Origin of the sequence: Planosporangium mesophilum, from assembly GCF_016863255.1 — a bacterium.
In the GTDB taxonomy this organism is placed as follows: Bacteria; Actinomycetota; Actinomycetes; order Mycobacteriales; family Micromonosporaceae; genus Planosporangium; species Planosporangium mesophilum.
This window is the reverse complement of the sequence record NZ_BOON01000046.1, coordinates 47185-72118: the sequence shown is the minus strand read 5'-3', so window position 1 is coordinate 72118 and position 24934 is coordinate 47185. Positions and strand designations below refer to the sequence as shown.

Genomic DNA, 24934 nt, shown 5'->3' with positions numbered 1-24934 from the left:
TTACAAACGCTGATGCCGCGATCAGCGCGCTGAGGTGTCGCAGATCAGTTGGCGGACGACTGTCGCGCATCAGTCGACGGAGGACAACCCAAGGCTGGGTCGCGGCCGTTGCCTCCGAGCGCTGCGCCTCGCTACGCGACTACGACGGCTGTCGCCGACGGCTCGATGAAGCCCGTGCCGCGCTCGCCAGCGTCGGTCATGATGAGGCGATGTGGCGTGGCATCGGCGGCTTCAACGCAGACAAATTGCTCGCCTACGAAGGCGGTGACCTGGTCCGACTGCGCCGATACCAAGACGCCGAACCGATCCTTGACGCCGCAATCGGCAGCTTGGACGAATCCATGCACCGCCACCGCTGTACCGCCCTGATCGACCGCGCCGATGCACGCCTCGGTGTCGGCGAACTCGACGGTTCCTGTGCAGACGCCACGCAGGCCTTGGTCTTGGTCGCAACTGTGCAGCACACCGGCAACTTCGCCCGCATCGAAGCAATCGCACGCAAGGCGGACGGCGCCGGCTCGCAAGCTGGCCGGCAACTATTGCGCGACGTGATGCTGGTCAAGGCCGATAACACCCGACTGACAAAGGAGTTGGCGTGAGCCAACCGGTGGCCCTTCTCCTCGACTTCGGTGGTGTGCTCACCACCGACCTATGGGAATCCATCCGCGCTGCCACCCGCCGAGCGGGTCTACCAGAGAATGTGATCCTTGACCTGATGCGCGATGATCCCGAGGGGCACGCCCAATTCACTGCCTTGGAACGCGGTGACATCACCCAAGCCGAATACGAGCCGTACCTCGCAGGGCGCATCGGTGTTCCGCCCGACGGGTTGCTCGCTGACCTGTGCGCTGATCTGCGGCCCGATGAGGCGATGTGGAAGGCAATCTCCGTTCTTCGTCAACGAGGCGTGCGGCTGGCGGTGGTATCCAACTCGTGGGGTGCTGGTTATTTCAGTCCCTACGCAGGTTGGGGCCTAGAGAATTTGGTCGACGCGATCGTCATCTCCCATGAAGTGGGAATGCGCAAACCGGAGCCCGGCATCTTCGCGCTCGCCCTCGATCTGCTTGGCGTTCGTGCCGCCGGGGCGGTCTTCGTCGACGACATCGCCTCCAACCTCGAACCAGCCCGTGCGATGGGCATGCGGGTTGTCCACCATACCGACAGCGGCTGCACAGTTGCGGAGCTTCAACGGCAGTTCCCTCCGGCTGAAGGCAGCATGGTTTCCGCTTCGGGCACGGCCGACGCTCCTACGTGAAGAACGTGGCGTAGAGCAGGTACACGTTCAACGCGATGATCAACCCGGCGATGCAGGCGGTCACTGCGGTGGTCACCCGGTTGTTCACGAACGGGCCCATGATGTCCGGCCGGCGGGTCAGCAGCACCAGCGGTACCAGCGCGAACGGGATCCCGAACGAGAGCACCACCTGCGAGATCACGAGGCTGTCGGTGGCGGGCAGCCCGAGTCCGAGCACCACCAGCGCGGGGAGCATCGTGAGCGCGCGGCGGATGAGCAGCGGGATGCGGCGCCGGATGAAGCCCTGCATGACGACTTGGCCCGCGTAGGTGCCCACGCTCGACGACGACAGCCCGGACGCGAGCAGCGCCGTCGCGAACGCCAGCGCGGCGCCGCCGCCGACCAGATGGCCGAGCCCGGCGTGGGCGGCCTCGATCGAGTCGACGTCGGCGTGGCCGGTGCGGTTGAACAGCGACGCGGCGATGAACAGCATCGAGAGGTTGATCAGGCCGGCGGTGCCGAGCCCGACCAGCACGTCGAGCCGCTGGAAGCGCAGCAGCTCGCGGCGCTCGGCGTCGTCGCGGCAGGACACCCGGGACTTCGTCAGGGCGGAGTGCAGGTAGACGACGTGCGGCATCACGGTCGCGCCGATGATGCCCGCCGCGAGCAGCACGCTGTCGGAGCCGGCGAAGGTCGGTACGAGCCCGGACGAGATGCCCGACGGGTCGGCGCCCACGGCGATCAGGTCGTAGCCGAAGCCGAGGAAGACGATGCCGAGCAGCCCGACGATCGCCAGTTCGAACCGGCGGTACCCGCGCTGTTCGAGGGCGAGGATCGCGAACGCGACCGCCGCCGTGATCAGCCCGGCCGGGAACAGCGGTACTCCGAACAGCAGCTTCAGCCCGACCGCCGCCCCGACGAACTCCGCCAGGTCGGTCGCCATGGCGATCGCCTCCGCCTGTACCCATAGGCCGAGCGACACCGGCCGCGGTAGGTGCTCGCGGCACAGCTCCGGCAGATCGCGGCCGGTCGCGACCCCGACCTTGGCGGACAGGTACTGCACCAGCATCGCCATCAGGTTGGCGACCACGATGACCCAGGCCAGGGCGTACCCGTACCGGGCGCCGGCGGAGAAGTTGGTGGCGAAGTTTCCCGGGTCGATGTACGCGACCGCCGCGACGAACGCCGGACCGAGTAGCGCCACGACGCCCCGCACCCGGCCGCGTGACCGCAAAATGGCAAGCTCCGAGGACCCCGCGACCGGCTCCAATTCCGCAACCGGCATCGGCAGCGCGGGGTCCTCGGCGGTGGATCCCATGCTCAGCCGACCGACGGGCCGAGCCCGAGCGACTGCGGGGTACTGGAGTCCGGCGACGGCTGGTGCAGGCCCTCGTCGAGCGGGCCGAACTCGGTCATCAGCGCCGGGCTGCCGCCCCAGGGCGTCTGCTCCTCGGCGATCAGCGTGTTCGTCGTGAGCAGCAGGCCGGCGACGGACGCCCCGTTCTGCAGCGCCGAGCGGGCCACCCGCAGCGGGTCGACGATGCCCATCTCGACCATGTCACCGTAGCGTCCCAGCAGGGCGTCGAAGCCCCCGTCCACGCCCATCCGCGCCACCCGGGCCACGACCTCGGGTCCGTCGTACCCGGCGTTGCTGGCGATCAGGAACGTGGGCTCCGGCAGCGCCCGCCGTACGATCTCGACGCCGGTCGCGTAGTCGCCGTCGACCAGCAGGTCGTCGAGGGCCGACTCGGCGTGCAGCAGCGCGGCGCCGCCCCCGGCGACGATGCCCTCGGCCATCGCCGCCCTGGTGGCCGACAGCGCGTCCTCGACCCGGTGCTGCAACTCCTTGAGCTCGGCGTTGGTCGGCGCACCGACCCGGATCACGGCGACCTTGCCGGAGAGTGCCCCGATCCGCTCGGTCAGCACGTCCTCGTCGACGCCGAAGGTGGCCCGTCCGAGCTCGGCGCGCAGCTGGGTGATGCGGAACGCGACCTCCTCGGGTGAGCCGGCGCCGCCGATCACCGCGGTCCGGTCCGCGTTGACGCGCACCTGGGCGGCGCGGCCGAGCTGGTCGATGCTCATCGTCTCCAGCGTGAAGCCGGAGTGCCGGCTGTACACCGCGCCGCCGGTGATCGCGGCGATGTCCTCCAGCTTGTGCAGGCGGCGGTCGCCGAAGCCGGGCGCCCGTACCGCCACACACTGGAAGATCCGGTTGACGTGGTTGTGGACCAGCATGCTCAGCGCGGTGCCCTCGACGGTCTCGGCGACGATGACCAGCGGTCGCGGCGCTCTCATTATCTTGTCCAGCAGCGGCATCAACTGCTGGACCTTGGTGATCTTCTCGCTGCACAGGAGGATGTACGGGTCGTCCACGATGGCTTCGAGGCTGGCCGGGTTGGTCACCATGTACGGCGACAGGTACCCGTTGTCGAACTCGAACCCCTCGACGAAGTCGACCCTCATCCCGTGCTCGCTCGACTCCTCCACGGTGACGATCCCGCCGTCGCCTACGGTGTGCAGCGCCTTGGCGATCACCGCGCCGACGGTGTCGTCGTCGTTGGCCGAGATCGCCGCCACCCGGGCGTAGTCGCGTTCGGTCTTCACCGGGTGCGCGACGGTCTGCAGGTGCTCCACCAGGCGGCCGACCGCGAGGTCGATACCCCGCTTGACCAGTACCGGGTTGGCGCCCCCGCCGATCGCGGCCATTCCCTCACGCACGATCGCCTGGGCGATCACGGTCGCGGTGGTGGTGCCGTCGCCGACGATGTCGTTGGTCTTGATCGCTGCTTCCTTGACCAGTTGCGCGCCCATGTTCTCGAACTGGTTCCTGAGGTGGATCTCGCGCGCGATCGTCACACCGTCGTTGGTCACCACCGGCGAGCCGGTGATCTTCTCCAGGATGACGTTGCGGCCCTTGGGTCCGAGCGTTGACTTCACCGCATCGGCCAGTTGGTCGACGCCGGCCAGCAACAGGGTGCGCGCCTCCTCGCTGAACCGTAGTTCCTTGGCCATCGGTCCTCCTCCTGACGTCGGGTGGGCAGGCCGGTTCGGCCGGCCCGTGCGGTGGGTCGGTTGGTGGGTCGGTTGTGGAGTAAGGGACTCGGTCGCGGATTACGGCACCAGGATGGCGCGGCCGCGTACCCGGCCGGCGTCGAGATCTCCGAGCGCCTCCGCCGCCGCCTCCAGCGGGTACGTCCGGGTGTGCAGGGTGACCTTTCCGCTCTGGGCCAGCGCCATCAGCTCGGCCAGGTCGTTGTAGGTGCCCACGATGTTGCCCACGATGTTGCGCTCGGTGGAGATGATGTCGAGGGTCGGGATGTGCACGGTGCCGCCGTACCCGATCACGAAGTACGACCCGGCGCGGGCGGTCATCGCGAAGCCGTCCTGCTCGGCGCCCTGCTCGGCGACGAAGTCGAGCACCACGTCGGCACCGGTGCCACCGGTGAGGTCCTTCACCGCGTCGACGTGGCCGCCGTCGGCGACCACGGTGTGCTCGGCGCCCAGCTCACCGGCGAGCTTGAGGGCGTCGGGGTTGCGGTCGACCACGATGATCCTGGTCGCGGTCAGCGCGGCGAGGCACTGGATGCCGATGTGGCCGAGGCCGCCCGCGCCGATCACCACGCAGGTGGTGCCCGGGTACAGCAGCGGGATGGCCTTGCGGACCGCGTGGTACGCGGTGATGCCGGCGTCGGCGAGCGCCGCCACGTCCTGCGGTCGGGTCTGCGGGTCGAGCTTGACGCAGGCCCGCGCCGAGGTCAGCAGGTACTCGGCCATCCCGCCGTCGTGCGAGAGCCCCGGGAAGCTGCTGTTCTCGCAGTGCATGTCCTGGCCGGCGCGGCAGGCCCGGCACAGCCCGCAGGTCGGGGTCGGGTGCAGGATCACCGTGTCGCCGACCTGGACGTTGGTCACCGCGGGGCCGACCTCGTGTACCCAACCGGCGTTCTCGTGGCCGATCGTGTACGGCAGCGCGGGGCTCATCGCCTCGGCCCACTGACCCTCGATGATGTGCAGGTCGGTGCGGCACACCCCGGCACCGCCGATCTTCACGACGACGTCGAGCGGACCCTGGACGGTCGGCTCCGGTACCTCGTCGATCACGGGTAGCTGGTGGTACCCGTGCAGCCGGACAGCCTTCATAAACTTTCCTCGCCTTCTCCTGTGGTGGCGTACCGCTGCCGCAGCATGCCGCGGCAGATACCGGCGTTGGCGTCGAGGCCGACCCGGGTGGTGCGGGCCCGCCGCAGGTGCAGCGGCACCGCGTCGGGCCGGACCGGCGCCCCGGTGACCGGTTCGATGAGCAGCGGGGCGTCGTCGCCCGCGGGCAGGCCCAGCTCCACCCGCCGCTGACGCAGCCGGTCCAGCTCCGGGGACGGAGGGACCTCGCCGAGGGTCGACCCGACCAGCGCGGCCGGCTCGACGCCGGCGGCGAGCAGCGGGCGGCACACCAGGTCGGTGCCGGCCATGACGGCCTTGCGTAGGAAGTCGGTGCGCAGGTCGTGCAGCTCACCGACCGCCTCGCCGTCGAAGGACCGCGCGAACCCGGCCCGCGCGGCCACTCCGCCGTTGATCGCGTCGGACGCGAAGTGGTCGTCCAGGATCACCTCGGTGCCGCGCACGCCGTCCACCGCCGACACCGCGTCGTACGCGTCGGCGACCATCAGGAACGCGAAGTTGGGCGCGCAGAAGTACGTCGGCAGCCGCAGCCGTACCCGCGCCTGCCCGGACGCGGACACGGCGCACGACGCGACGAAGCCGAGCGAGGTGATCGGCTCGTCCAGCTCCGGGTCGCGCACCGTGTCCAGTGCCGCGAGGACCCGCGACCGGACCTCGGCCGCCACGGGAGCGTCGGTCGATCCCGCGATCATGGCCACCCCCGGTCCCCGGGTCCTCGACGTGTTCCGCGTACCGTCATGTCGACGTCACCAGTTGGGCGTCGTCCGGCGCGGCAGGGGTACCCTCGCCGGTGTCGAGCCGGCACTCGGCAGGTACCTCGATATCGTAGAGCTTCGCTGCGTTCAGGCCGAGGATCTTCTTCTTGGTCGCGGTGGTGACCCTCGGGTAGTCGGAGAACTCGTCGCTCGGGTAGTCCCAGGCGACGAAGCCCTCGACCTGCCACTTCGGCTCCCAGATCGCGTAGTCGCTGCCGAAGGTCATCTTGTCCTCGCCGACCCAGAACAGCAGCTCACCCATGACCTTCGCGAAGAACTTCGGCCGGGCGTGCATCAGGCCGCCGATGGCCACCGACAGCCCGGCGTACACGTTGGGCTCCTGCGTCGCCATGAAGCAGAAGTCCTCGATGCGGGGCAGCCCGACGTGCTCGACGATGAAGTTCAGCGCCGGGAAGTCGGTCGCCGCGTGGTCGACGTCGGCCACGTCGAACGCGTCCTTGTCCAGCGGCCAGATCGTCGGTCCCTTGTGGATGTGGACGTTCCTGATGCCGAGCTCCTGGCACTTCTCCAGGTACCGGTAGGCCTCCGGGTCGGTGAGCTTCCAGCCGCGGGAGCCCTGCCGCCACTCGGCGGTGTAGAGTTTGACGCCCTTGCAGCCCCACCGGGCGACGTTGTCGGCCAGGGTCGTCAGACCCTCGTCGCCGTCACGCGGGTCCCACCGGGTGTTGAGGACGAACTTCCCCGGGTACTTCTCGGCCAGGATCGCGTTGCGCTCCGTGGTGTTGAAGCCCTCCCGGTACCACTCCTTGAGGTACGTCGGCTGGAAGATCGCCACGTCCACGTGGCCGTCTTCGAAGACGTCGGACATGAGGGTCTCTTCGGAGTACTTCTGGTACTTGTCCATCGGCCAGCGGGTGTCCTCGGGCCCCAGCCCGTGGTACCCGTAGAAGCACTCGATCCAGCCCTTGGCGTACTGCTCGGCACCCTCCACCCAGTTGTCCGGGGCGGCGTTCCAGTAGTGCATGTGGCCGTCTACGACGAAGTACTTCTCGCCATCCTTCTCGTACACCGGTCCTCCCGTTACTTCGCTGCTGCCGTCAGGTCGAAGCCCAGGTAGTCGGCGGCGTCCTCGGGATTCGCGAACATGATCGTCCGGTCGTCCTCGTGGATCATCCGGCCGTAGTGCGTGGACATATTCTCCTCGAATTCGGCGGCATCGAAATAGCCCGATTCCTCGCCCAGTGCCTCGGAGATCTCGTCGTAGACCACGTCCATGCGCCCGGTCGCGTCGACCCGGATCATCGAGGGCAGCGGCGTGACCCGTACGTTGGGCTTGGTCGCCATCACCTCCGCGACCACGACGCCGACCTGGTTGTTCATCAGCGTGAAGCCGCACATGTTGGACGCCGTGCTGTCGGACTTGAACCTGCTCTCCGCCGTCTTCACCGTGGTCACTTCGCCAACTCCTTCGGGGTCTGGAGGTCCAGGTCGGTCACGATGCCGCTGAACCGGCTCTTGGCGCGGTCCAGACCGTCCTCGAAACGAGGGGGCTTGGAATCGGGCTGCGACCACAGGGGTTGCAGCGTGCGGGCCGCCGCGATGGCCCGCGGAACCCAGGCCGCCAGCCACTGCCGCATGACCGCCTTGTTGTGGTCGGCGAACTCGCGGTCGCCGGTCAGCAGCGAGAACATGGCCTTCGTGTACCGCAGGTCGCGCTCGGAGAAGTCGTACTCCTCGGCGCCGACGATGGTGGGCGTGACGAAGTCCCCGTTGCGCGGCGCGGCCTGCTGCACCAGGCTGCTGCGGAACAGCTCACCGACGAGCGGTTCGAAGACCACGTTCGCCGCGAAGACCGCCTCGCACCAGTCGTCGACCCCGGTCAGGGCTTCGGCCGCCTCCCGTACGCCCTGCCAGGCCGGGTCGTTGTTCCACGCGTCGAGGTGCGCCGCGCCGTCGAACCCCTCGATCTCCTCGCTGAGCGTCAGGTTGTACAGCGCGAGGTCCTGGGCCGCCCGGATCCGGTGCATGCTGTTGACCGAGATCGCGTTGTTGTGCATGTTGGTCGGCGCCCGCCGGTTCGCGTTGGCGAAGAGGTACAGCCCGAGCCCGTGGTCGACGTGCATCCAGGCCCCGACGTTGCGCTCCACGAAGCGGACCCAGTTGGGGTTCCACTGCTCGAACGCCTTCGCCTGGCGGGCGGCCTCGACGTTCTGGGTGACCTGCCGGACGACGTTGGAGTTGTACCGGTACAGCGACAACTCCCACTCCTCGTTGGGGTCGCGGAACTCGTGCCAGCCGTGGGCCGGCCAGTCGTACCCCTTGCCGCCGGACCCGGGACCGCGCGTCGGTTCGGGCCGGTCGGAGCCCCACGCCTTGAGGACCGTCCAGTCGAGCGGGTAGCCGCCCCGCCCGTCGGAGAACCCGTACAGCCAGCCCTGGCTGAGGTAGTGCCGGGGGTCGGGCTGGACCTCGACGGTCACGTCCTCGTAGTGCGTCTGCTTGCGTTTGGCCGGGACGAAGTAGTTGAACCGGCGCGCGGTCGAGTCCGGGAACACCTTGGCGCCGGCCTCGGCGTCGGTGAAGACCGGCTTCGGCACGCTGCGTTCGGGGGCCGTGGTCATCAGGTCCCTCCCTCTTGGGTCTTGTCGGGATCGCCTGTCGTCGTGAACTTGTCGTAGTAGATGCGCTTCTCGGGCACCCCGAGCGCGGTGAGCACCGGCATCGCGGCCTCCACCATCGGCGGCGGCCCGCAGACGTACGCGTGGGCGTCCCCGAGGTCGGTCTCGTGCCGCCTGAGCACGTCGGTGATCAGGCCGACCTCGCCGTCCCAGGCGTCGTCCCCGGTCGGTTCGGACAGCGCCGGCACGTACCGGAAGCCGGGCAGCGTCGTCTCCAGGGCGCGCAGTTCGTCGGAGAAGCACAGGTCGCGGCGGCGCCGCGCGCCGTAGTAGTACGTCGCCCTGCGCTGGATGCCGCGCTCGGCCATGGAGCGCAGCAGCGACAGGATCGGCGCCATGCCGGCCCCGCCGCCGAGGAAGACCAGGTCGGCCTCGCTGTCGCGCAGCGTGAACACCCCGAACGGCCCGGTCACGTCGAGCCGGTCGCCGATGGCGAGCCGGCTGTCCAGGAAGTGCGAGAACAGCCCGTCCGGGTAGACCTTGATGACGAACTCCAACCGGCCGTCCCGGCTGGACGTGTTGGCCATCGAGAACGACCGGCTCGCGTCGGTACCGGGGACGGCGATGTCGATGTACTGCCCCGGGAAGAACCTGATCTCCGCGGGCTCCACCAGCCGCAGCACCAGGCGCCGGAGATCATGGGTGACCGGCTCTATTTCTTCCACCTCGGCGACCGCGTGCTGGATCGGCAGCCCGGATCGGATCATGTCCTCGTCGTAGTTGAGGAGCTCGATCGTGACGTCCTCGTACACGTGCGCCCGGCACAGCAGCGTGAAGCCTTCCTCCCGCTCGTAGTCGGGCAGCGCGAACGTGGAGTACCGGTCCAGCTCGATGTCGTCGCCGTCGAGGACGAACGACTTGCAGGACGAGCACTGCCCCTCCTTGCAGCCGTGCATGAGCATGATTCCCTGCTCGGCGGCGGCCCGCAGGACGGTCTGCTCCTCGTCGACCTCGATCTCGATCCCGACCGGCTCGAATCGCACGACGTGCTTGTCAGCCATGGCTCCTCACAGACGTGGGTCCGTCGCGGACGGCGCACTGCCCGGGTGGGGAGGGAGGGCCTCGTCGGCCCTCCCTCCACCGGTTTCCCGGTTGCCGCTCAGGCGTCGGCGCGCGCCGGCCGGCCGGCCGGTCCACCACGCACGTAGTTCGCGTGGAACGCCGCACGCTCCTCCGGCGACATCTCGTTGAGCAGCACGTTCGGGCTCTGCAGCGGCGGCATGCGGCGCAGGTGGTCCAGCGTCCACATCTTCGTGGGATCGAGGTTGAGGTGCGGCTGCGCCACCATCGTCTTGCCGTCGTCGCGCACGTACCCCATGTCGGTGACCACGTCGGCCCAGTTCCAGCCGTGGTAGAGGGTCTCCCACTCCCGCGCCCCGATGAGCTGGCCCATGTTCGGCGTCTGCCGGCCCTGGTACACCGGGCGGAACGCCTCCACGTCGGTCCAGCGGCACGCCTCGTGGCAGTAGGTGCGCCACTGGCCGTTGACCTCGGCCATCACCATGTCCTCGCGGACCAGGCACGGCACCATGCAGGTCCAGCACCGGTGCGGGTACTGGTAGTCCACGTCCTCGGCCACGATCGGGTGGTGTCCGTTCGGTACCGACAGGCGGTTGTAGTTCTCCCACCACTTGCCGTACCGGTCGTACCAGCCCGGGTACTTGTCCTCGAACCAGGCGAAGTCCTCGTCGGTCATCGGGTCGATGCGCCAGTAGTTGGCCAGCCACCCGGTGGCGAAGAACTGGGCCACCTCGTGCACGTACCCCTTGTTCCAGATCTGGTTCCACGCCTCCTCGATGAGGTCGTGCGGGATGACCAGGCCGTACTTCTCCAGTGGTACCAGGTAGCTGCGGTAGTAGTCGTCGTAGATCCACCGCCGCCACATCTCCGCGTAGCTCTCCCGGTCCTTGCGGCGGTCCTTCGTGCCGTACTCGATGAAGGTGCCGATCGCCGCGTCCACCACCCGGTGGTTGTTCCACCAGGCGTAGCGCAGGTCGCGCTCCAGTAGCTGGTGGTTGCTCTCGTCGGCGAGCGCCATCAGCAGCGTGGCGTACCCGTTGCTGATGTGCCGCGACTCGTCGGACTGCACCGAGTGGAACACCGTCGGCAGCAGGTAGTCGCCGTTGGCCGCGGCCTCGGCCGGCATCGCCACGAACAGCGTGTTGGTGAACGCCGTCTCCGCCACGATCGTCAGGTAGATGCTCGCCGCGGTGATCGCGTCACCGGTGATGAACCCCTCGGCGAACTGCCGGCCGATCGTGCCGCAGTAGTCGTTCTGGAAGTTACGCAGACTGGAGTTGAAGCCGGCCGGGTCGATGTAGTTGTTCATGTACAGGCGCTTGAGGTTCTGCTGGATCGTCGAGTGCCGGACCTCGTCGATCATCTGGATGGCCTGTCCGTTGTGGAGCTCCGGGTTGGGCACCGTCCGGAACAGCAGCGGCATCGCCCGCGCCGCCGAGATCTCCGGCAGTGGGATGATCGACAGGAACAGTTTCTGCCACTCCAGCCAGCGCTCCTGTACCTGGCGGAACATGTTGCCCCGGATCGCGCCGTCGGAGGCGCCGTAGACCCGGTGGTCCTTCTCCTCCTGCATCGGGAAGTAGGACCGCAGGACCTGCTTGAGCGGGTCCTTCTTCTGTGCCTTCTGGAACGTGTAGTCCGTTCCGTAGTGCGACACCGGCTCGTGGTACAGCGGTTCCCAGGCCAACTCCTGGATCTTCTTGTGAGCCTTGGCCATGCTCTGGCGACTCATAGCCACTCCTCCACCCGTCACTCGTCCTGGTATGCAGGAGACGGCATGGCCGGACCGGCGGGGGTCTCACTTTGAGCCAGTGGGGGAGTGGCGGGTCAGCGTTCGCCGAAGACGGCGGCCCGGATGTCGGCCAACTGTTGCTTCACGGTCTGCGAGACCTGGCGGTTGCCCTCCGGTGCCGGCTCGACGCCCAGGCACCGCAGCAGCTCGGCCGCCGGCCCGGCGGGGTCACCGCCACTGCCCAGGGTGGGGTGCAGACCCTGGTCGGCCAGGTGGTGGAAGACCAGGTTCACGATGCTCCAGGGGTTGTATGTCTCGCCGGAGTGTTGGTCTGATCGGTCCATCGGGCGCCTCCTGGAGGCATCACAGGCCGCCTGGAGCCGACCGGCGGTCTCAACATGAGACATATGGCCATCCGATTCCGCCTATCGTGTAACCACGACATGCCCATCGTGTAACCGCGACATGACCTCGGAACGCGGGGAGCTCCGACACCGGACGTGAGGGGGCGCCATGCCGCCCACATCGACACCGCCGCCGGCACCGGCACCGGCCGACGATCGCCTGGCAAAGACCAGGGAGCGCTTCCTCACCGCCGAGAAGATCGAGCCGAGTCAGGTACGCGGACCGATCCTCGCGTCCTGGTGGCGTTCCCGGCGGGGCAACGTCGCGGCCGACCGCATCGACCTGTCCTATGTGCGCGACCCCGACCTGGACACGCCGATGACCCGAAGCGCCCTGCCGGTACTGCGGAAGCTGCGTGAGCACCTGGACGGCCAGCCCATCAGCATCATCCTCACCGACCCCGCGGGAGTGGTCCTCAGCAGGCTGGCGGCGGACCGCGATCTCGACCGGCACCTCGACCGGGTCCAGTTGGCGCCGGGCTTCAGCTACGCCGAGGGCTCCGTCGGTACGAACGGGATCGGCACCGCCCTGGAGGGCGGCCAGCCGATGCACGTGTTCGGCCACGAACACTATGCGGAGAACCTCGAGAACCTCGCCTGCGCCGGGGTGCCGATCCACCACCCGATCTCCGGTAAGACGGTCGGCGCGGTGGACCTGACCTGCTGGAGCAGGGACGCCAGCCCGTTGCTGATGACGCTGGTCAAGACCACCGCCGACCAGGTCAGGCAGGCGCTGCTCGTGGACAGCGGCATCCGGGAGTTCGAGCTGCTCAAGGAGTACCGGCGGGCCTGCCGGCGCAACGTCGGGATCGTCCTCGCGCTCAACAGCGACGTGGTGATGATGAACGAGTACGCCCAGCGGCTGCTCGGCCCCGGCGACCAGTCCGCGATCCTCGGGCAGGCGGCCGAGACGCTGGCCAGCCGCCGCCCCGAGTCGGTCGTGGTGGTGGACCTGCCCACCGGAGTGCGGGCGCGGCTGTACTGCCGGCCGGTACGCGGCGACGGCGACCTCGCCGGCGGCGTCGTCCACGTGAAGCTCATCGAGTCGGACGCGCAGCCCGGCGACGGTGCGGCCTTCGGCAAGCTGTTCCTGCCCGGCCTGGTCGGCTCCGGGCCGCTGTGGCTGCGGGGCTGTCACGAGGTGGAGGCGGTCTACGACTCCGGCGACTGGCTCGCGGTGCAGGGCGAGCCCGGGGTCGGCAAGCTGGCCGTGATCCGGGCCGTCCACCGACGACGGAGCCCGACCGGCCGTTTCCAGGTCCTCGACGCCGCCGACGCCGGCGGCGACGACTGGCTGAGCGAGGTCAGGCGCGAGCTGCTGGAGGCCGAGGACGCGCTGGTGATCCGGCACATCGACCGGCTGCACGGCCGCCGGTTGCGCGCGGTGTCGGGCGCGCTGCACGAGGCTCGTGCGGAGTGCCGGGACCGCCGGCCGTGGGTCGCCGTCACGCTGAACCACGGCAGTGACGATCTGACCCCGCTGCTGGACTTCTTCCCCAGTACGGTGGAGCTTCCGCCGCTGCGCCACCACATCGAGGACGTGCACGAGCTCGTACCGTTCTTCCTGTCGAAGCTCAACCACGGCCGCCTGGCGTGCTCACCGGAGGCGATGCAGCTTCTGATGCGGTCGGCCTGGCCGGGCAACACCGAGCAGCTGTGGCAGGTGCTCAAGCGCATCGCCGCGCACCGGCGGGCCGGGTCGATCCACCCGGACGACCTGCCGCCGGAGTGCCGGACGGTGAGCCGCCGGCTGCTCAGCCCGCTGGAGGCGATCGAGCGCGACGCCATCGTGAAGAGCCTGCGGGACGCCGACGGCAACAAGGTGAAGGCGGCCGAGTCACTGGGGATGTCCCGCGCGACGATCTACCGCAAGATCCGCGAGTACGGGATCGTGGCGCTCACCGGCTGACGCTGCCGGGCGGCCTGCCCGGCAGCGTCAGCTCGTCTTTCATGCGACGGCGCAGGTGGCGCCGTTGAGGGTGAACGAGGTCGGCTTCGCCGTGTTGCCGGTGTGCGTGGCCTGGAAGCCGATCCCGACCGAGCCTCCTGCCCCGATGGTGCCGTTGTAGCTGACGTTCTTCGCCGTCACCTGCCCGCTGGTCGGGGAGTAGGTCGCGTTCCAGCCGGACGTGATCGTCTGCCCGCCGGGCAGCGTGAACACCAGTGACCAGCCGTTGATCGCCGAGGTACCGGTGTTGGCGATCGTGATGTTGGCGGTCAGGCCGGTGTTCCAGGTGCTGGTGGTGTACGTGACCCGGCAGCCACCCGTCCCCGGCGGCGGACTGTTCGGCGGCGAGGTGGGCGGCTGGGTGGTGGGCGGTGTCGTGGTCGGCGGTGCGGTCGTGGGCGGTGGGTTGGATCCGCCGCCCGCGAGGCCGAGGAAGTCGATCGCGTACTGGACCATGCCGCTTCGGGGGAGGTCGTGGGCGGCGTCGGAGACGCTGATGCCCTCGACCGGGGCCTGAACGGTGTTACTGCCGTACCGGGTGCGGGTCCAGGTCGACTGCGGGTGGTCGGTCATGACCGGCGTCTGGCTCACGCCGTTGAGGTTGGTCCACTGCTTGATCTCTTCACCGAAGTTCGGATAGGCCAGCGTGGTGTCGTTGACACCGTGCCACAACTGCATGCGCGGGTACCTGCCGCTGTAGCCCGGGTACATCGCCCGCGCCGCGTCGCCCCACTGCTGGGCGGTCTTGGTGATCTGCCCGCCCGAGCACTGGCTGTTCCACGTGTTGCTGCTGCTGCCGGTGGCGAAGCAGGTCGCCGGTACGCCCATGAACGCCGAGCCGGCGGCGAACACGTCCGGGTACTCGGCGGCCATCACGTTGGTCATCATCGCGCCGGACGAGAACCCGGTGACGTACACGCGGCCGGAGTCGACGTTGTACCGCTGCTTGGTGTAGTTGACCATCGACATGATGCCGACCGGGTCGCTGCCGCCGCCACGCTTGAGCGCCTCGGGCGAGTACACGTCGAAGCACTGGCCGCTGCGGGTGGCCTCGGGGAACACGATGATGTACCCGTACCGGTCGGCCGCGGTGACGTAGTCGCGCGCGGACCCGTTGAACACGGCCGAGGCGGAGCCGGTGCAGTAGTGGATCGCCACCAGCAGGGCCGGCCGTGCCGCGACGTTGTTCGGCACGTAGATGTACATGTTGAGGTTGCTGGGGTTGGTGCCGAAGTTCGTCACCTGGGTCAGCGAGGCGGCTGCTGCCGGTCTGGAGGTCAGGAGCACGGTGGCGGCGATCAGGGGCAGGATCGCCAAGGCCAGGAGCGCCTTGAGGGTGGTCTTCATGCGGTACGGCCCTTCCTGTGCGTGAGGAGTGGCGGGATCACCGGAGGAGCGCGGGTGCGACCACCGTGCCGGTGGTGGGGGAGAACGCATCTCGAAAGTTTCGTAAACATCGATGAAACTAAACGTATTCTGCGCCGGAAAATTTCAGTCGGCAATAGCTGACGTACGGTCGCGAGAACGCCGGGGCCGACATGGTCGAATGGAGCCGGCGCCACGTTCTGCGCGAAGGGACCGGACAGCGTGACCACCACTTCCGTCGACGGCAGGACCTCGCTAGCCCGACCGCCCGCGCTGCGTCCCGGCGACCGCGTGGCGGTCCTGAGCCTGAGCGGCCCGGCCAACCCGGACCGGCTGCCCGACGGCCTGGAGGCGCTGCGCTTCGCCGGGCTCGAACCGGTGGTGTACCCGTCGTCCTACGACCGGGGCAGCGTCCGCCACTACCTCGCGGGAAGCGACGAGCTCCGGGCGGCGGAGCTGCGCTCGGCGCTGCTCGACGAGTCCATTGCCGGGATCATCTTCGCCAGGGGCGGCTACGGGGCCCAGCGCACCCTGGAGGCGATGGACTGGAGCGGGCTGGAGCGCGTACCACCGAAGATCCTGGCGGGCTACTCCGACGTCACCGCCATCCTCGAGGCCGTACAGGTCAAGCTGGGCTGGTCGTCACTGATGAGCGCGATGGTGTCCTGCGCGGAGTTCGCCGAGTCGTACACCTTCGCCTCGATGCTGCGCTGTCTCATGTGGCCGGAGCGGGTGCGGGAGTTGCACTACCCCGAGGCGGTGACGGTGGCGGGCGGGGTCGCGCGGGGCGTGACGCTCGGCGGCAACCTGACGCTGCTGTCCTCCTCGCTGGGCACCGACACCTGCGTGCCGGCCCGGGGCGGGATCCTGCTGGTCGAGGACGAGCAGGAGGAGGACTACAAGGTCGACCGGATGCTCACCCAGCTGCGGCGCTCCGGCTATCTGGACGGGGTCGCCGCCGTCATCGCCGGTACCTGGAACAACTGCGGCACGGTCGAGCAGATCCATCCGGTACTCACCGACCGGCTCGGTGACCTGGGAGTGCCGGTGATCGCGTGGGCGAACATCGGGCACGGCGGCCGCTTCCAGAGCTTCCCGATCGGGGTACGGGCCGAGCTGGACGCCGACGCCCGGACGCTGCGGTTCGAGGAGCCCCCGCTGGTGCCGTCCGCTGCGGAGCCGCTCAGCAGGCCTTGACCCAGGAGCACTCCCGTCGAGCCCCGGGCACGCAGTATCACCGTCAGGCCGGAGGACGCTGACCGGTAACCGCGCTAGCTGTTCGTCGGGGCCGGCGTGTCCGGAGTGGCCGGCGAGCCCGTATCGGGTGGGGCCTGCGACTCCGTTGGGTTCGTCGGGGGCGGCGGCGTGTCCTGGCCGGTCGGCGTGTCCGTCGGAGCCGTCGTGTCCGGAGCTGACTGGGCGTCGGACGGGGCGTCCGACGGCTGGGGCGGCAGCGGCAGCAACGGCCCCGCGGGCGGGTAGGCGGGCGCCGGGGGCGTCGTCGGGCTCGCGCTACCCGTGATGGGCGTACGGTTCGGGTCCTGCTGGGTGGCCGCGCGCACCATCATGGTGCCGGCGCCGGTGAGGGCAACGACCAGGACGATCCCGATGATCGAGTTCTTGGGCGTCCAGGCGGCCCGCAGGGCAGCCATCCGGCGGTGGTACGGGGAAGTCACCATCGGGCCCCCTCGTCGACGGCCGCGCATCGGAGGCCTCGTGCCCCCGGGCACCCGACCGGAGTCTGCCCGCGTCAGCGCCGCTTAACCCCGCAGGATCTTGGGCACCTGGTGGGCCTGTCGCCCCGCTACCCGCCCAAGATCGCCGACCGTCGCGACGAGGTACCCCACGCCGAACGGGGCGTCGGCGTACCGGACCTTCGTACTCATCCGGCGGTCGCCGAACGCCGCGCCGAGAACCTGGAGCGCGGGCCAGCCGGTCGCCATCAACTCCCGGGCCAGGGCCCGGTCCAGTGCCTGCAGCGTGGCCAGGTCGCCGGTGGAGACCGCGCGTTGGATCTCGGCGTCGAACGGGGCGGCGCGCTCGTCGAGGTACCCCGGCGCCCTGAGGGTTCGGCGCGCGGTGCCGTCGGCCATGACGAGCAGGCCGACCCGCGGCGCGGCCGCGTCGATCTCGGCCGCGACCCGGTGATAGCCGGACAGCGGCTCGTCGGGGCCGACCGAGCGCAGCAGGCGTGGCCCGCGGTAGCCGACCTCGTCGAGCAGCAGCGCGCCCATTCCGACCGCGAGCGGGGCCGGCCGCGCGACCCCCGGCCCGGGCGGTCCGCCGTACCCGGAGAGGTCCAGCCGGGCGTCGGTGGGCCAGGTCTCGGTACGGTCAGCGGCTCCGACCACCGCGATCACGTCGGGCGCGCTCGCCGTCAGCATCGCCACCGCCGCCGAACAGGCCTCGCGTAGCTCGGCGGCCGCCGGGTCGGCGCCGGACAGCTCACGGACCAGGAGCGGGGGGCTCGGGCACAGGGCGGCGGAAAGGATCATCGAGTCAGGCTCCGTTGCGGTACGGGGTTCACGCCAGCCCGCGGACGGTGCGGGCCGGCGGGCTCTCCTGGCGGATGGCCGAGACCATGTCCAGGGTCTGGCGGGTCTCGCGGACGTGGTGGACCCGGAACACCCGGGCGCCGAGCCAGGCGCAGACGGACGTCGCCGCCAGCGTTCCGACGAGTCGCTCGCCGAGCGGGGCGTCGAGGGTCTCGCCCACGAAGTCCTTGTTGGACAACGAGACGAGCACCGGCCAGTTGGTCGCCACCATCTCGTCGAGGCGACGGGTGACCTCGAGCGAGTGCCAGGTGTTCTTGCCGAAGTCGTGGGCAGGGTCGATCAGGATCCGGGACGGGTCGACCCCCGCGGCGACGGCGCGGCGGGCCAGGGCGAGCGTCCGGTCGAGCACGTCGGCCATCACGTCGTCGTACGCCACCCGGAACGGCCGGGTACGGGGCGGCAGGCCACCGGCGTGGGCGCACAGCAGCGCCGCCCCGTACTCGGCCGCTACCTCCGCCAGCCGGTCGTCCCAACCGCCCCAGGTGTCGTTGAGCAGGTCCGCACCGACGGCGCAGACCTCCCGGGCGACCTCGTGCCGCCAGGTGTCCACGCTGATGACAATGTCGGGGTACGCCTCCCGGACGGCCGCCACGAACGGAACCGTCCGGCGGATCTCCTCGGCGACGTCGACCTCGGCGCCCGGAGCGGCCGGCACCCCACCGATGTCGAGGATGTCGGCGCCGTCGGCCACGACCGCGTGTACGCGCTCCATCGCCGCGTCCTCGCGCCAGGTCGCGCCGCGGTCGTAGAACGAGTCCGGCGTGCGGTTGACGATCGCCATGACCAGGCGCCGGTGCACGTCGAACGAGTGGCGGCCGAGTCGGAGCACGCCCGGCTCGCGGGGGCCATCGCTCATTCGGGTTTCCCATCCTCAGCACGCGCGATGCCGACGGCCGGCGGTCGCTCGGACACCGGTACGGGACGGGCCTGCGGCGTCACCCAGTCCCCGTCCTGGCGGAACTGCTGGAGCTGCGGGGCGGTCAGCGCGGCACCGGGCCGGTCCCGCCGGGACTCCGCCACGGCCAGCACCTCGGCGGCCGTGAGCGCGAGATCGTGGTCGCTGCGGTGTCGGTGGGCGCGGGCGCCGAGGTGGACCTGCGCGATCGCGTCGAGACCGTACCCGGAAGCGGTGTCCACCAACGTGGACAGCTCGACCCCGTAGCCGACCGGGATGCTCAGCGACTCCATCAGGCTGCGCCGGGCCGCCCACTCCCCGGCGAGCGGCTGGACCACTCCGGTCAGCTCCGGCCAGTACAGGCTCAGCAGCGGGCGGGCGACGAGCTCGGTCACCCGGCCGCCGTCCGGTGAGGTGGTGCCGTCGCTGCCGGTACGGAGCCGGGTGTAGGCGGCCCGGACCAGCAGCGTCCCGGGGTCGGTGAGTAGCGGCCCGAGCAGGCCGGTGACGAAGTGCGGACCCCAGCCGGTGAGGTCGGCGTCGACGAAGACCAGCAGGTCACCGCTGGTGACGAAGAGCGACTTCCAGAGCGCCTCGCCCTTGCCGTGATGGTTGCCCTGCTCCGGTGCGATGTCGCCGGCCCGGTACACGGTCGCGCCGGCCTGCTCGGCGAGGGTCGCCGTGGCGTCGCTGGAGTTCGAGTCGATGACGACAAGCTCGTCGAGCAGGGGCGCGTCTTTCACGAGTGCCGTACGCAGCGTGCCGACAATTTCCGAAATCGTGGCGGCCTCATCCCGGGCGGGAATGACAAGACTAATTCGAGAATCCTGACGGAATTTCAATTCGAGAAGCCGGTCCAGCGGCCATTCTTTCCAATTCGAGCTTCGCTTGTGAAACCACGCTGATGCCCGCTCGTGCACGTGTCAGTCCTCGCAGTTGTTCAACAGGATCATCGCCACCGACCTTCCGCCGCCGGTCCGGGCGAGCCGGGACCAAGGCCAGCTCAGGGGCGAATCGGCCGTCTCGGACCATGGATTGTGCGGGTCGATCGGGCCACCTCGTTTCGCAGCCGCTGGGTATCGGTTTCGTGCATATGATACATCTCATTATTTGCCGCAAAAAGACTGGCCGGCGACGTGATCGGGCCCGCCGGCCTCATGCGAATATGCGAAATGGTTCGAGGGCGCCACCCGCAGGCTCATGGGAGTCGAACGGATCTGCCCGCTGCGATGACGTCGGCCAGGGCTCTGCTCGTACACCACGAGGTCCGGCCGCAGCTCCGCCAGCAGAGGTACGAGATCGGCCAAGGTGCGGCGGGCCAGTACGTCCCCGAACATGGTGAGAATGAGCTCCAGCGGGTCGGCGTCGCCGAGCTGGCGGCGCGCCTGCGCCTCCGCCTCCGAGACCGCTATGCCGACCGGGTACGCCTCGAAGTCGAGCCGCCGCAGCCGGGGCACGAATGCGGCGCCCGTACCGAAGACCACCCGGTGCCCGGCCTCGCGCGCCGCCATCGCCAGCGGGATCAGCGGGTACACGTGCCCGAGCGCCGGGCGGCAGGAGAAGAGGATCCGCATCCGTCGATCCGAGAAGTTACCAATCACCAGTTCATTGACTAGCATCGTTATTTATTTTCGGCACCACCGGGGTACGCAGGAGGACCCATGCGTGTCATGTCCAGCTTCCGCCGTCCGGCGCTCGCCCTCGCCGTCACCGCCGCCGTCACCGTCGGCCTCGGTGGCGCTCTCCGGCCGTCGCCGGCAGCCGCCGCCGACGGCGACCGGCAGCGGGCCTTCGCCGCGGCCTCCGCGGAGTTCGGCGTGCCCGAAGACGTGCTGCTCGCCGTCTCGTACCTGCAGTCCCGCTGGGACACCAACGGTGGCCAGCCGTCCCGCGCCGCCGGGTACGGGCCGATGCACCTGACCGACGCCGTACCGTTCCTGACCGGCTCGGACCACCACGACGGCGCGGAGGACCCCCGGGGCGACACCGCGCGTCCGCTCGCCCCGCGCCGCACCGAGGCCGGGCAGGTCGCGGCCGCGCTGCGTACCGTCGACCTGGCCAAGGGGCTGACCGGCCTCGACCCGGTCGCCATCAAGGCCGACCCGGGCGCCAACATCCGCGCCGGGGCGGCGGTGCTGCGCCGGTACCAGAGTGAGCTCGGCGCGCCCGTCGTGGGCGATCCGGCCGCGTGGTACGGGGCGGTCGCGCGCTACTCCGGCGCGGACGACGCCGACGGGGCCCGGAGCTTCGCCGACCAGGTGTACGCCACGATCCGCGACGGCGCGCAGCGGACCACCGACGACGGCCAGCGCGTCACCCTGCCGGCCCGGGCGGTCAGGCCGGAGACGACGTGGCTCGACCGGCTGGGGCTGCGCGCGTCCAGTCGCGCCGAGACCGAGTGCCCGCCCACCCTCGCCTGCGAGTGGATCCCCGCGCCGTACCAGAAGCTCTCGGCGGATCCGGGTGACTACGGCAACCACGACAAGGCCGACCGCCCCGCCAGCCAGCGCATCGAGTACATCGTCATCCACGACACCGAAGAGGACTACGCCACCACGCTGCGGCTGGTGCAGGACCCGACGTACGTCTCCTGGAACTTCACGCTGCGCTCCTCCGACGGGCACATCGCCCAGCACGTGAAGAGCCGGGACGTGGCGTGGCACGCCGGCAACTGGTACGTCAACGCCAAGGCCATCGGCCTGGAGCACGAGGGCTTCGCGGCGCAGGGTACGTGGTACACCGAGGCGATGTACCGCAGTTCGGCGACGCTGGTGCGCCACCTCGCGCTCCGGTACGGGATCCCGCTGGACCGGCACCACATCCTCGGCCACGACACCGTCCAGGGAACGATCCCGTCCACGATCCCCGGCATGCACGCCGACCCCGGCCCGTACTGGGACTGGGCGCACTACTTCGACCTGCTCGGCGCGCCGCTGCGCCCGAGCGGCGGCGCTCAGAGCGGCCTGGTCACGATCGCCCCCGACTTCCAGTCCAACCGGCCCGCGTACACCGGCTGCGACCGGCCCGGCTCCGGCAACCCGTGCCCGTCGCGCCCCTCGGCCTCGGTCGTCCTGCGTACCGAGCCGCGTGACGACGCGCCGCTGCTGCTCGACGTCGGCCGCCACGTACCCACCGGACAGTCCACGATGGACGTACTGGACCACGGCAGCCGGGTCTCCACCGGCCAGCGGTACGCCGTCGCCGAGCGCGGTGGTGAGTGGACCGCGGTCTGGTACCTCGGGCAGAAGGGCTGGCTGCGTAGCGCCCAGACGATGCCCGCGACCGGGCTGGTCGCCACGCCCAGGGCCGGCCGCGCCAGCGTGCCGGTGTACGGCAGGGCCTACCCGGAGGCGCGGGCGTACCCGTCGAACGTCCCCGTCCAGTCGGTGGTGCCGCTGCCGTACACGCTGCCCGCCGGCCAGCGCTATGCGGTCGGTCTGGTGCTGCGGCCGGAGTACTACTACGCCACCACCTTCGACACGGCCGATCACCTGGTCGTACGCGGCAACGACGTCTACTATCAGGTGCAATTCGGGCACCGGGTGGCGTACCTGCGCGCCGCCGACGTGGACCTGTTGCCGTCATCGTAGGGAGCCGCCCGCTGACCACCCTGGCCGACCGATGACCGCCGGCGTCGACCCGACCACGCGCCAACGGTCCTGGTGGGGCTGGGGTTGGTCGGACCAGGCACTGCCGGACGACGAGTGCGTCGCGCTCGCCGCCCTGGTGCCCGGCCTGCCGGACCGGCCGCTGCCCACACCGGCGATCGGCGAACTCGCGCCCCCGCGGGTGCGGCCACCGGCCTCACTCGCGGACCGGATCTCGACCACGCCGCCGGACCGCGCGGCGCACACGTACGGCAAGGCCTATCGCGACGTGCTCCGCGCGCTGCACGGCGACCTCACGGCCGCGCCGGACCTCGTCGCGTTCCCGCGCTCCGAGTCCGACGTCGTGGACCTGCTCGACTGGGCCGGGCGTCACGGCGTCGCGGTCGTCCCGTACGGCGCCGGCAGTTCGGTGGTCGGGGGAGTGGAGTACCGCGGCGACGGGCACGCCGCAGTGCTCAGCCTCGACCTGTCCGCCATGGACCGGGTGCTCGAGGTGGACACCGTCAGCCGGGCCGCGCGGATCCAGGCGGGCGCGCTCGGGCCTATGCTGGAGGACCAACTGCGACCGTACGGGTACACGCTGCGCCACTTCCCGCAGAGCTTCGAGTTCTCCACGCTGGGCGGCTGGCTCGCCACCCGCTCCGGCGGCCACTACGCCACGCTGTACACGCACATCGACGATCTGACCGAGTCGCTGCGGGTGGTGACCCCGGTCGGGGTCAGCGAGTCGTGGCGGCTACCCGGCTCCGGCGCGGGCCCGTCGCCCGACCGTCTCTTCCTGGGCTCGGAGGGGACGCTCGGCGTGATCACCGAGGCCTGGATGCGGGTGCAGCAGCGGCCTCGCCACAAGGCGTCGACGACCGTGACCTTCACCGACGTCACCGACGCGATGGACGCGGTCCGCGCCGTCTCCCAGGCCGGCCTGTACCCGGCCAACTGCCGGCTGCTCGATCCCGGTGAGGCGGCGTTCTCCGGCCTGGCCGGGGGCGGTCAGAGCGTGCTGCTGCTGGGCGTGGAGTCCGCGGACCGTCCGGTCGACGGGCGGCTGGCCGAACTCGTGGACCTCGCCCGCGACCACGGCGGGACGGCCCGTGCCCATGGGGGTGACCAGGCCGCCGACGCGTGGCGGTCGTCGTTCCTGCGCATGCCGTACCTGCGGGACGGGCTCGCCCGGATGAGCGCGATCGTCGAGACGTTCGAGACCGCCTGCACCTGGGACCGGGTCCATGAGCTGTACCGGGCGGTGTACGCCGAGGTCGGTGCCGCCATCAATGAGATCACCGGCTCGCCCGGCGTCATCACCTGCCGGATCACGCACGTCTACCCCGATGGCCCGGCGCCGTACTTCACGGTGATCGCCGCCGGCCGCCGTGGCCGGGAGGTCGCGATGTGGGACGAGATCAAGGCGGCGGCGATGGAGGTTCTCGGCCGGCACCGGGCCACCGTCACTCACCACCATGCGGTCGGCCGGGACCACCGTCCCGGGTACGACCGGCAGCGGCCGGAGCCGTTCGCGGTCGCGCTGCGCGCCGCCAAGGCCGCGCTCGACCCGTACGGGGTCCTCAACCCCGGCGTGCTCGTCGGCCCGAGTTGACCGGTATGTCCTTAGGTGAATCCATCCGGGACGCCGGCCGGTCGGCCGCGATGTCGGTACTCGCGGGGTTCGACCGGTGGCCGCTGCGGTCGATGGCCCGGTCGGTGGCCGAGTCGGCGGCCAGCGTGCTGGATTCCCGCCATGCCGTCCGGCTGCGGAGCGGACGCCGACGGTACGCCGAGCTTCCCGGACGATTGCGGGCCGGCAGTTCGATCGTCGTGGTGGGTTCACCGTCCGGGGGCCGGTACACGGTGGCGGCGATGGTCGCTCTCGCGCTCGCCCGCTTCCACGGGCCGAATGTCCTGGCCGTCGACGTCGGCGAGGACGGCGGGCTGTACCGCCGACTGGCCGCGCGGGCTGACGGCTCCGCCGACCCGGTGTTGGCCGGGCTCGGTATCCGGGGCGCGGCGCCCGGCGGGTCGGGGAGGTCCACGACCGGACAGCGCTGGCTGCGCCAGCATCTCGCACTGACCGACGACGTCCTGCTGACCGACGACGTCCTGCTCCTCGCGCGGGATCCGGCGTCCGGCGAACCGGCGATCCGAGCCGAGGAGTACCTCGCCGCCGTGCCGGTACTCGGTCGTTACGCCTCCGCCGTCGTCACCGACGCACCGCGGCTGTCCGAGGATTCGATCGCCGCGACGGTCATCGGGACCGCCGACCGGGTGATCCTCGTCGGCCCCGACGACGAGGCGGGCCACGCCTGGCTGGAGGCCTGTGTGCCGTGGGTCGAGTCGATCCTGCGCCGGCCGGCGGCGACGGCTGTGGTCGCGGCACTGGTGCCGACGCCGGCGTCGAGCCCGGACGACCGTCACGTGGGGGCCGGCGACCTCGGAGTGGTGTCGTTGCGCCTGCCCGACGACCCGGTACTGCACGGCTCGCGGCCGCTGCGCTGGCAGCGGCTGGCACCGCGTACCCGCCGTGCGGTCGTGGCCCTGGTCGCGGCGGTCGTCCGGGGCCTGGAGGCCGACGGTGGGGAGTCTCAGCCGAGCTCGTAGTCGAACCGGAGCCG

23 protein-coding genes are annotated in these 24934 nt (G+C 70.2%); 7 read left to right on the top strand and 16 right to left on the bottom strand.

The window, feature by feature from the left end; all coding sequences use genetic code 11:
* Positions 1 to 209: 209 nt before the first annotated feature.
* Both Pme01_RS23590 and Pme01_RS23585 read left to right on the top strand, forming a co-directional pair.
* Complete coding sequence (locus Pme01_RS23590) at positions 210 to 599, top strand: hypothetical protein (RefSeq protein ID WP_168117899.1); 390 nt, start codon at positions 210 to 212, stop codon at positions 597 to 599.
* The gene (locus Pme01_RS23585) at positions 596 to 1255 is read left to right on the top strand and encodes an HAD family hydrolase (protein ID WP_168117898.1); all 660 of its coding nucleotides are present in this window, start codon (positions 596 to 598) and stop codon (positions 1253 to 1255) included. Before Pme01_RS23590 ends, Pme01_RS23585 begins: the two co-directional genes overlap by 4 nt.
* Here Pme01_RS23585 and Pme01_RS23580 read toward each other — a convergent pair.
* The 10 genes from Pme01_RS23580 to Pme01_RS23535 all read right to left on the bottom strand — a co-directional run bounded on the left by Pme01_RS23580 (position 1248) and on the right by Pme01_RS23535 (position 11897).
* Positions 1248 to 2519 carry an Nramp family divalent metal transporter gene (locus Pme01_RS23580; protein WP_168117914.1) on the bottom strand — a complete coding sequence of 424 codons (1272 nt, stop codon included), beginning with the start codon at positions 2517 to 2519 and terminating at the stop codon, positions 1248 to 1250. The genes Pme01_RS23585 and Pme01_RS23580 overlap by 8 nt on opposite strands.
* A 35-nt stretch (positions 2520 to 2554) precedes the next feature.
* Positions 2555 to 4246 carry a chaperonin GroEL gene (gene groL / locus Pme01_RS23575; protein ID WP_168117897.1) on the bottom strand — a complete coding sequence of 564 codons (1692 nt, stop codon included), beginning with the start codon at positions 4244 to 4246 and terminating at the stop codon, positions 2555 to 2557.
* Between the two features lie 99 nt (positions 4247 to 4345).
* Entirely contained in the window at positions 4346 to 5371 is a 1026-nt protein-coding gene (locus Pme01_RS23570; RefSeq protein WP_168117896.1) for an NAD(P)-dependent alcohol dehydrogenase, read from the bottom strand.
* The gene (locus Pme01_RS23565) at positions 5368 to 6099 is read right to left on the bottom strand and encodes an iron-sulfur cluster assembly protein (RefSeq protein ID WP_168117895.1); all 732 of its coding nucleotides are present in this window, start codon (positions 6097 to 6099) and stop codon (positions 5368 to 5370) included. Before Pme01_RS23565 ends, Pme01_RS23570 begins: the two co-directional genes overlap by 4 nt.
* A 43-nt stretch (positions 6100 to 6142) precedes the next feature.
* Positions 6143 to 7192 carry an amidohydrolase family protein gene (locus Pme01_RS23560; RefSeq protein ID WP_168117894.1) on the bottom strand — a complete coding sequence of 350 codons (1050 nt, stop codon included), beginning with the start codon at positions 7190 to 7192 and terminating at the stop codon, positions 6143 to 6145.
* An 11-nt stretch (positions 7193 to 7203) separates the two neighbouring features.
* Positions 7204 to 7578 carry a propane 2-monooxygenase effector subunit MimD gene (gene mimD / locus Pme01_RS23555; protein ID WP_168117893.1) on the bottom strand — a complete coding sequence of 125 codons (375 nt, stop codon included), beginning with the start codon at positions 7576 to 7578 and terminating at the stop codon, positions 7204 to 7206.
* Positions 7575 to 8744 carry a ferritin family protein gene (locus tag Pme01_RS23550; protein WP_168117892.1) on the bottom strand — a complete coding sequence of 390 codons (1170 nt, stop codon included), beginning with the start codon at positions 8742 to 8744 and terminating at the stop codon, positions 7575 to 7577. The genes mimD and Pme01_RS23550 overlap by 4 nt, the downstream gene beginning before the upstream one ends.
* The gene (locus Pme01_RS23545; RefSeq protein ID WP_168117891.1) at positions 8744 to 9802 is read right to left on the bottom strand and encodes an NADH:ubiquinone reductase (Na(+)-transporting) subunit F; all 1059 of its coding nucleotides are present in this window, start codon (positions 9800 to 9802) and stop codon (positions 8744 to 8746) included. The genes Pme01_RS23550 and Pme01_RS23545 overlap by 1 nt, the downstream gene beginning before the upstream one ends.
* 98 nt (positions 9803 to 9900) lie before the next feature.
* Positions 9901 to 11553, bottom strand: a complete 1653-nt coding sequence (locus Pme01_RS23540) for a ferritin family protein (protein WP_239088414.1) — start codon at positions 11551 to 11553, stop codon at positions 9901 to 9903.
* 95 nt (positions 11554 to 11648) lie between these two features.
* Positions 11649 to 11897 carry a hypothetical protein gene (locus Pme01_RS23535; RefSeq protein WP_168117890.1) on the bottom strand — a complete coding sequence of 83 codons (249 nt, stop codon included), beginning with the start codon at positions 11895 to 11897 and terminating at the stop codon, positions 11649 to 11651.
* A 169-nt stretch (positions 11898 to 12066) separates the two neighbouring features.
* Here Pme01_RS23535 and Pme01_RS23530 point away from each other — a divergent pair, with 169 nt between their 5' ends.
* On the top strand, positions 12067 to 13866 hold the full coding sequence (locus Pme01_RS23530) for a sigma-54-dependent Fis family transcriptional regulator (protein ID WP_168117889.1): 1800 nt from the start codon (positions 12067 to 12069) through the stop codon (positions 13864 to 13866).
* Positions 13867 to 13905: 39 nt separating this feature from the next.
* On the opposite strand, the gene Pme01_RS23525 is transcribed toward Pme01_RS23530, so the two are convergent.
* A complete protein-coding gene (locus Pme01_RS23525; RefSeq protein ID WP_168117888.1) occupies positions 13906 to 15252 on the bottom strand; it encodes an extracellular catalytic domain type 1 short-chain-length polyhydroxyalkanoate depolymerase in 1347 nt (448 codons plus the stop codon).
* Positions 15253 to 15492: 240 nt separating this feature from the next.
* On the opposite strand from Pme01_RS23525, the gene Pme01_RS23520 reads away from it, so the two are divergent.
* The gene (locus tag Pme01_RS23520) at positions 15493 to 16467 is read left to right on the top strand and encodes a S66 peptidase family protein (RefSeq protein WP_168117887.1); all 975 of its coding nucleotides are present in this window, start codon (positions 15493 to 15495) and stop codon (positions 16465 to 16467) included.
* Positions 16468 to 16541: 74 nt separating this feature from the next.
* Here Pme01_RS23520 and Pme01_RS23515 read toward each other — a convergent pair whose 3' ends face one another.
* The 5 genes from Pme01_RS23515 to Pme01_RS23495 all read right to left on the bottom strand — a co-directional run bounded on the left by Pme01_RS23515 (position 16542) and on the right by Pme01_RS23495 (position 20339).
* Positions 16542 to 16949, bottom strand: a complete 408-nt coding sequence (locus Pme01_RS23515) for a hypothetical protein (protein WP_168117886.1) — start codon at positions 16947 to 16949, stop codon at positions 16542 to 16544.
* Positions 16950 to 17030: 81 nt separating this feature from the next.
* Positions 17031 to 17765 carry a class III extradiol ring-cleavage dioxygenase family protein gene (locus tag Pme01_RS23510; RefSeq protein WP_168117885.1) on the bottom strand — a complete coding sequence of 245 codons (735 nt, stop codon included), beginning with the start codon at positions 17763 to 17765 and terminating at the stop codon, positions 17031 to 17033.
* Positions 17766 to 17793: 28 nt separating this feature from the next.
* Positions 17794 to 18681 (bottom strand): dihydropteroate synthase, encoded by an 888-nt coding sequence (folP, locus tag Pme01_RS23505; RefSeq protein WP_203935825.1) that lies wholly within the window; start codon positions 18679 to 18681, stop codon positions 17794 to 17796.
* Positions 18678 to 19640 carry a glucosyl-3-phosphoglycerate synthase gene (locus tag Pme01_RS23500; RefSeq protein ID WP_168117884.1) on the bottom strand — a complete coding sequence of 321 codons (963 nt, stop codon included), beginning with the start codon at positions 19638 to 19640 and terminating at the stop codon, positions 18678 to 18680. The genes folP and Pme01_RS23500 overlap by 4 nt, the downstream gene beginning before the upstream one ends.
* Before the next feature lie 186 nt (positions 19641 to 19826).
* Positions 19827 to 20339, bottom strand: a complete 513-nt coding sequence (locus Pme01_RS23495; RefSeq protein ID WP_168117883.1) for a glycosyltransferase family protein — start codon at positions 20337 to 20339, stop codon at positions 19827 to 19829.
* Positions 20340 to 20381: 42 nt separating this feature from the next.
* On the opposite strand from Pme01_RS23495, the gene Pme01_RS23490 reads away from it, so the two are divergent.
* The 3 genes from Pme01_RS23490 to Pme01_RS23480 are packed head-to-tail and all read left to right on the top strand — an operon-like array spanning position 20382 to position 24920.
* Entirely contained in the window at positions 20382 to 22310 is a 1929-nt protein-coding gene (locus Pme01_RS23490) for an N-acetylmuramoyl-L-alanine amidase (RefSeq protein WP_203935824.1), read from the top strand.
* Between the two features lie 31 nt (positions 22311 to 22341).
* Positions 22342 to 23922 (top strand): FAD-binding oxidoreductase, encoded by a 1581-nt coding sequence (locus Pme01_RS23485; protein ID WP_168117882.1) that lies wholly within the window; start codon positions 22342 to 22344, stop codon positions 23920 to 23922.
* Positions 23923 to 23927: 5 nt separating this feature from the next.
* The gene (locus tag Pme01_RS23480; protein ID WP_168117881.1) at positions 23928 to 24920 is read left to right on the top strand and encodes a hypothetical protein; all 993 of its coding nucleotides are present in this window, start codon (positions 23928 to 23930) and stop codon (positions 24918 to 24920) included.
* Positions 24921 to 24934: the final 14 nt, after the last annotated feature.

Excerpts from the sequence above, each read along its gene's own strand:
- Pme01_RS23590 (WP_168117899.1), top strand. The coding sequence starts at position 210 with ATGTGGCGTGGCATCGGCGGCTTCAACGCAGACAAATTGCTCGCCTAC.
- Pme01_RS23580 (WP_168117914.1), bottom strand. The coding sequence starts at position 2,519 with ATGCCGGTTGCGGAATTGGAGCCGGTCGCGGGGTCCTCGGAGCTTGCC.
- groL (WP_168117897.1), bottom strand. The coding sequence starts at position 4,246 with ATGGCCAAGGAACTACGGTTCAGCGAGGAGGCGCGCACCCTGTTGCTG.
- Pme01_RS23570 (WP_168117896.1), bottom strand. The coding sequence starts at position 5,371 with ATGAAGGCTGTCCGGCTGCACGGGTACCACCAGCTACCCGTGATCGAC.
- Pme01_RS23565 (WP_168117895.1), bottom strand. The coding sequence starts at position 6,099 with ATGATCGCGGGATCGACCGACGCTCCCGTGGCGGCCGAGGTCCGGTCG.
- Pme01_RS23550 (WP_168117892.1), bottom strand. The coding sequence starts at position 8,744 with ATGACCACGGCCCCCGAACGCAGCGTGCCGAAGCCGGTCTTCACCGAC.
- Pme01_RS23545 (WP_168117891.1), bottom strand. The coding sequence starts at position 9,802 with ATGGCTGACAAGCACGTCGTGCGATTCGAGCCGGTCGGGATCGAGATC.
- Pme01_RS23540 (WP_239088414.1), bottom strand. The coding sequence starts at position 11,553 with ATGAGTCGCCAGAGCATGGCCAAGGCTCACAAGAAGATCCAGGAGTTG.
- Pme01_RS23535 (WP_168117890.1), bottom strand. The coding sequence starts at position 11,897 with ATGGACCGATCAGACCAACACTCCGGCGAGACATACAACCCCTGGAGC.
- Pme01_RS23530 (WP_168117889.1), top strand. The coding sequence starts at position 12,067 with ATGCCGCCCACATCGACACCGCCGCCGGCACCGGCACCGGCCGACGAT.
- Pme01_RS23525 (WP_168117888.1), bottom strand. The coding sequence starts at position 15,252 with ATGAAGACCACCCTCAAGGCGCTCCTGGCCTTGGCGATCCTGCCCCTG.
- Pme01_RS23515 (WP_168117886.1), bottom strand. The coding sequence starts at position 16,949 with ATGGTGACTTCCCCGTACCACCGCCGGATGGCTGCCCTGCGGGCCGCC.
- Pme01_RS23510 (WP_168117885.1), bottom strand. The coding sequence starts at position 17,765 with ATGATCCTTTCCGCCGCCCTGTGCCCGAGCCCCCCGCTCCTGGTCCGT.
- folP (WP_203935825.1), bottom strand. The coding sequence starts at position 18,681 with ATGAGCGATGGCCCCCGCGAGCCGGGCGTGCTCCGACTCGGCCGCCAC.
- Pme01_RS23495 (WP_168117883.1), bottom strand. The coding sequence starts at position 20,339 with ATGCTAGTCAATGAACTGGTGATTGGTAACTTCTCGGATCGACGGATG.
- Pme01_RS23490 (WP_203935824.1), top strand. The coding sequence starts at position 20,382 with ATGCGTGTCATGTCCAGCTTCCGCCGTCCGGCGCTCGCCCTCGCCGTC.
- Pme01_RS23485 (WP_168117882.1), top strand. The coding sequence starts at position 22,342 with ATGACCGCCGGCGTCGACCCGACCACGCGCCAACGGTCCTGGTGGGGC.
- Pme01_RS23480 (WP_168117881.1), top strand. The coding sequence starts at position 23,928 with ATGTCCTTAGGTGAATCCATCCGGGACGCCGGCCGGTCGGCCGCGATG.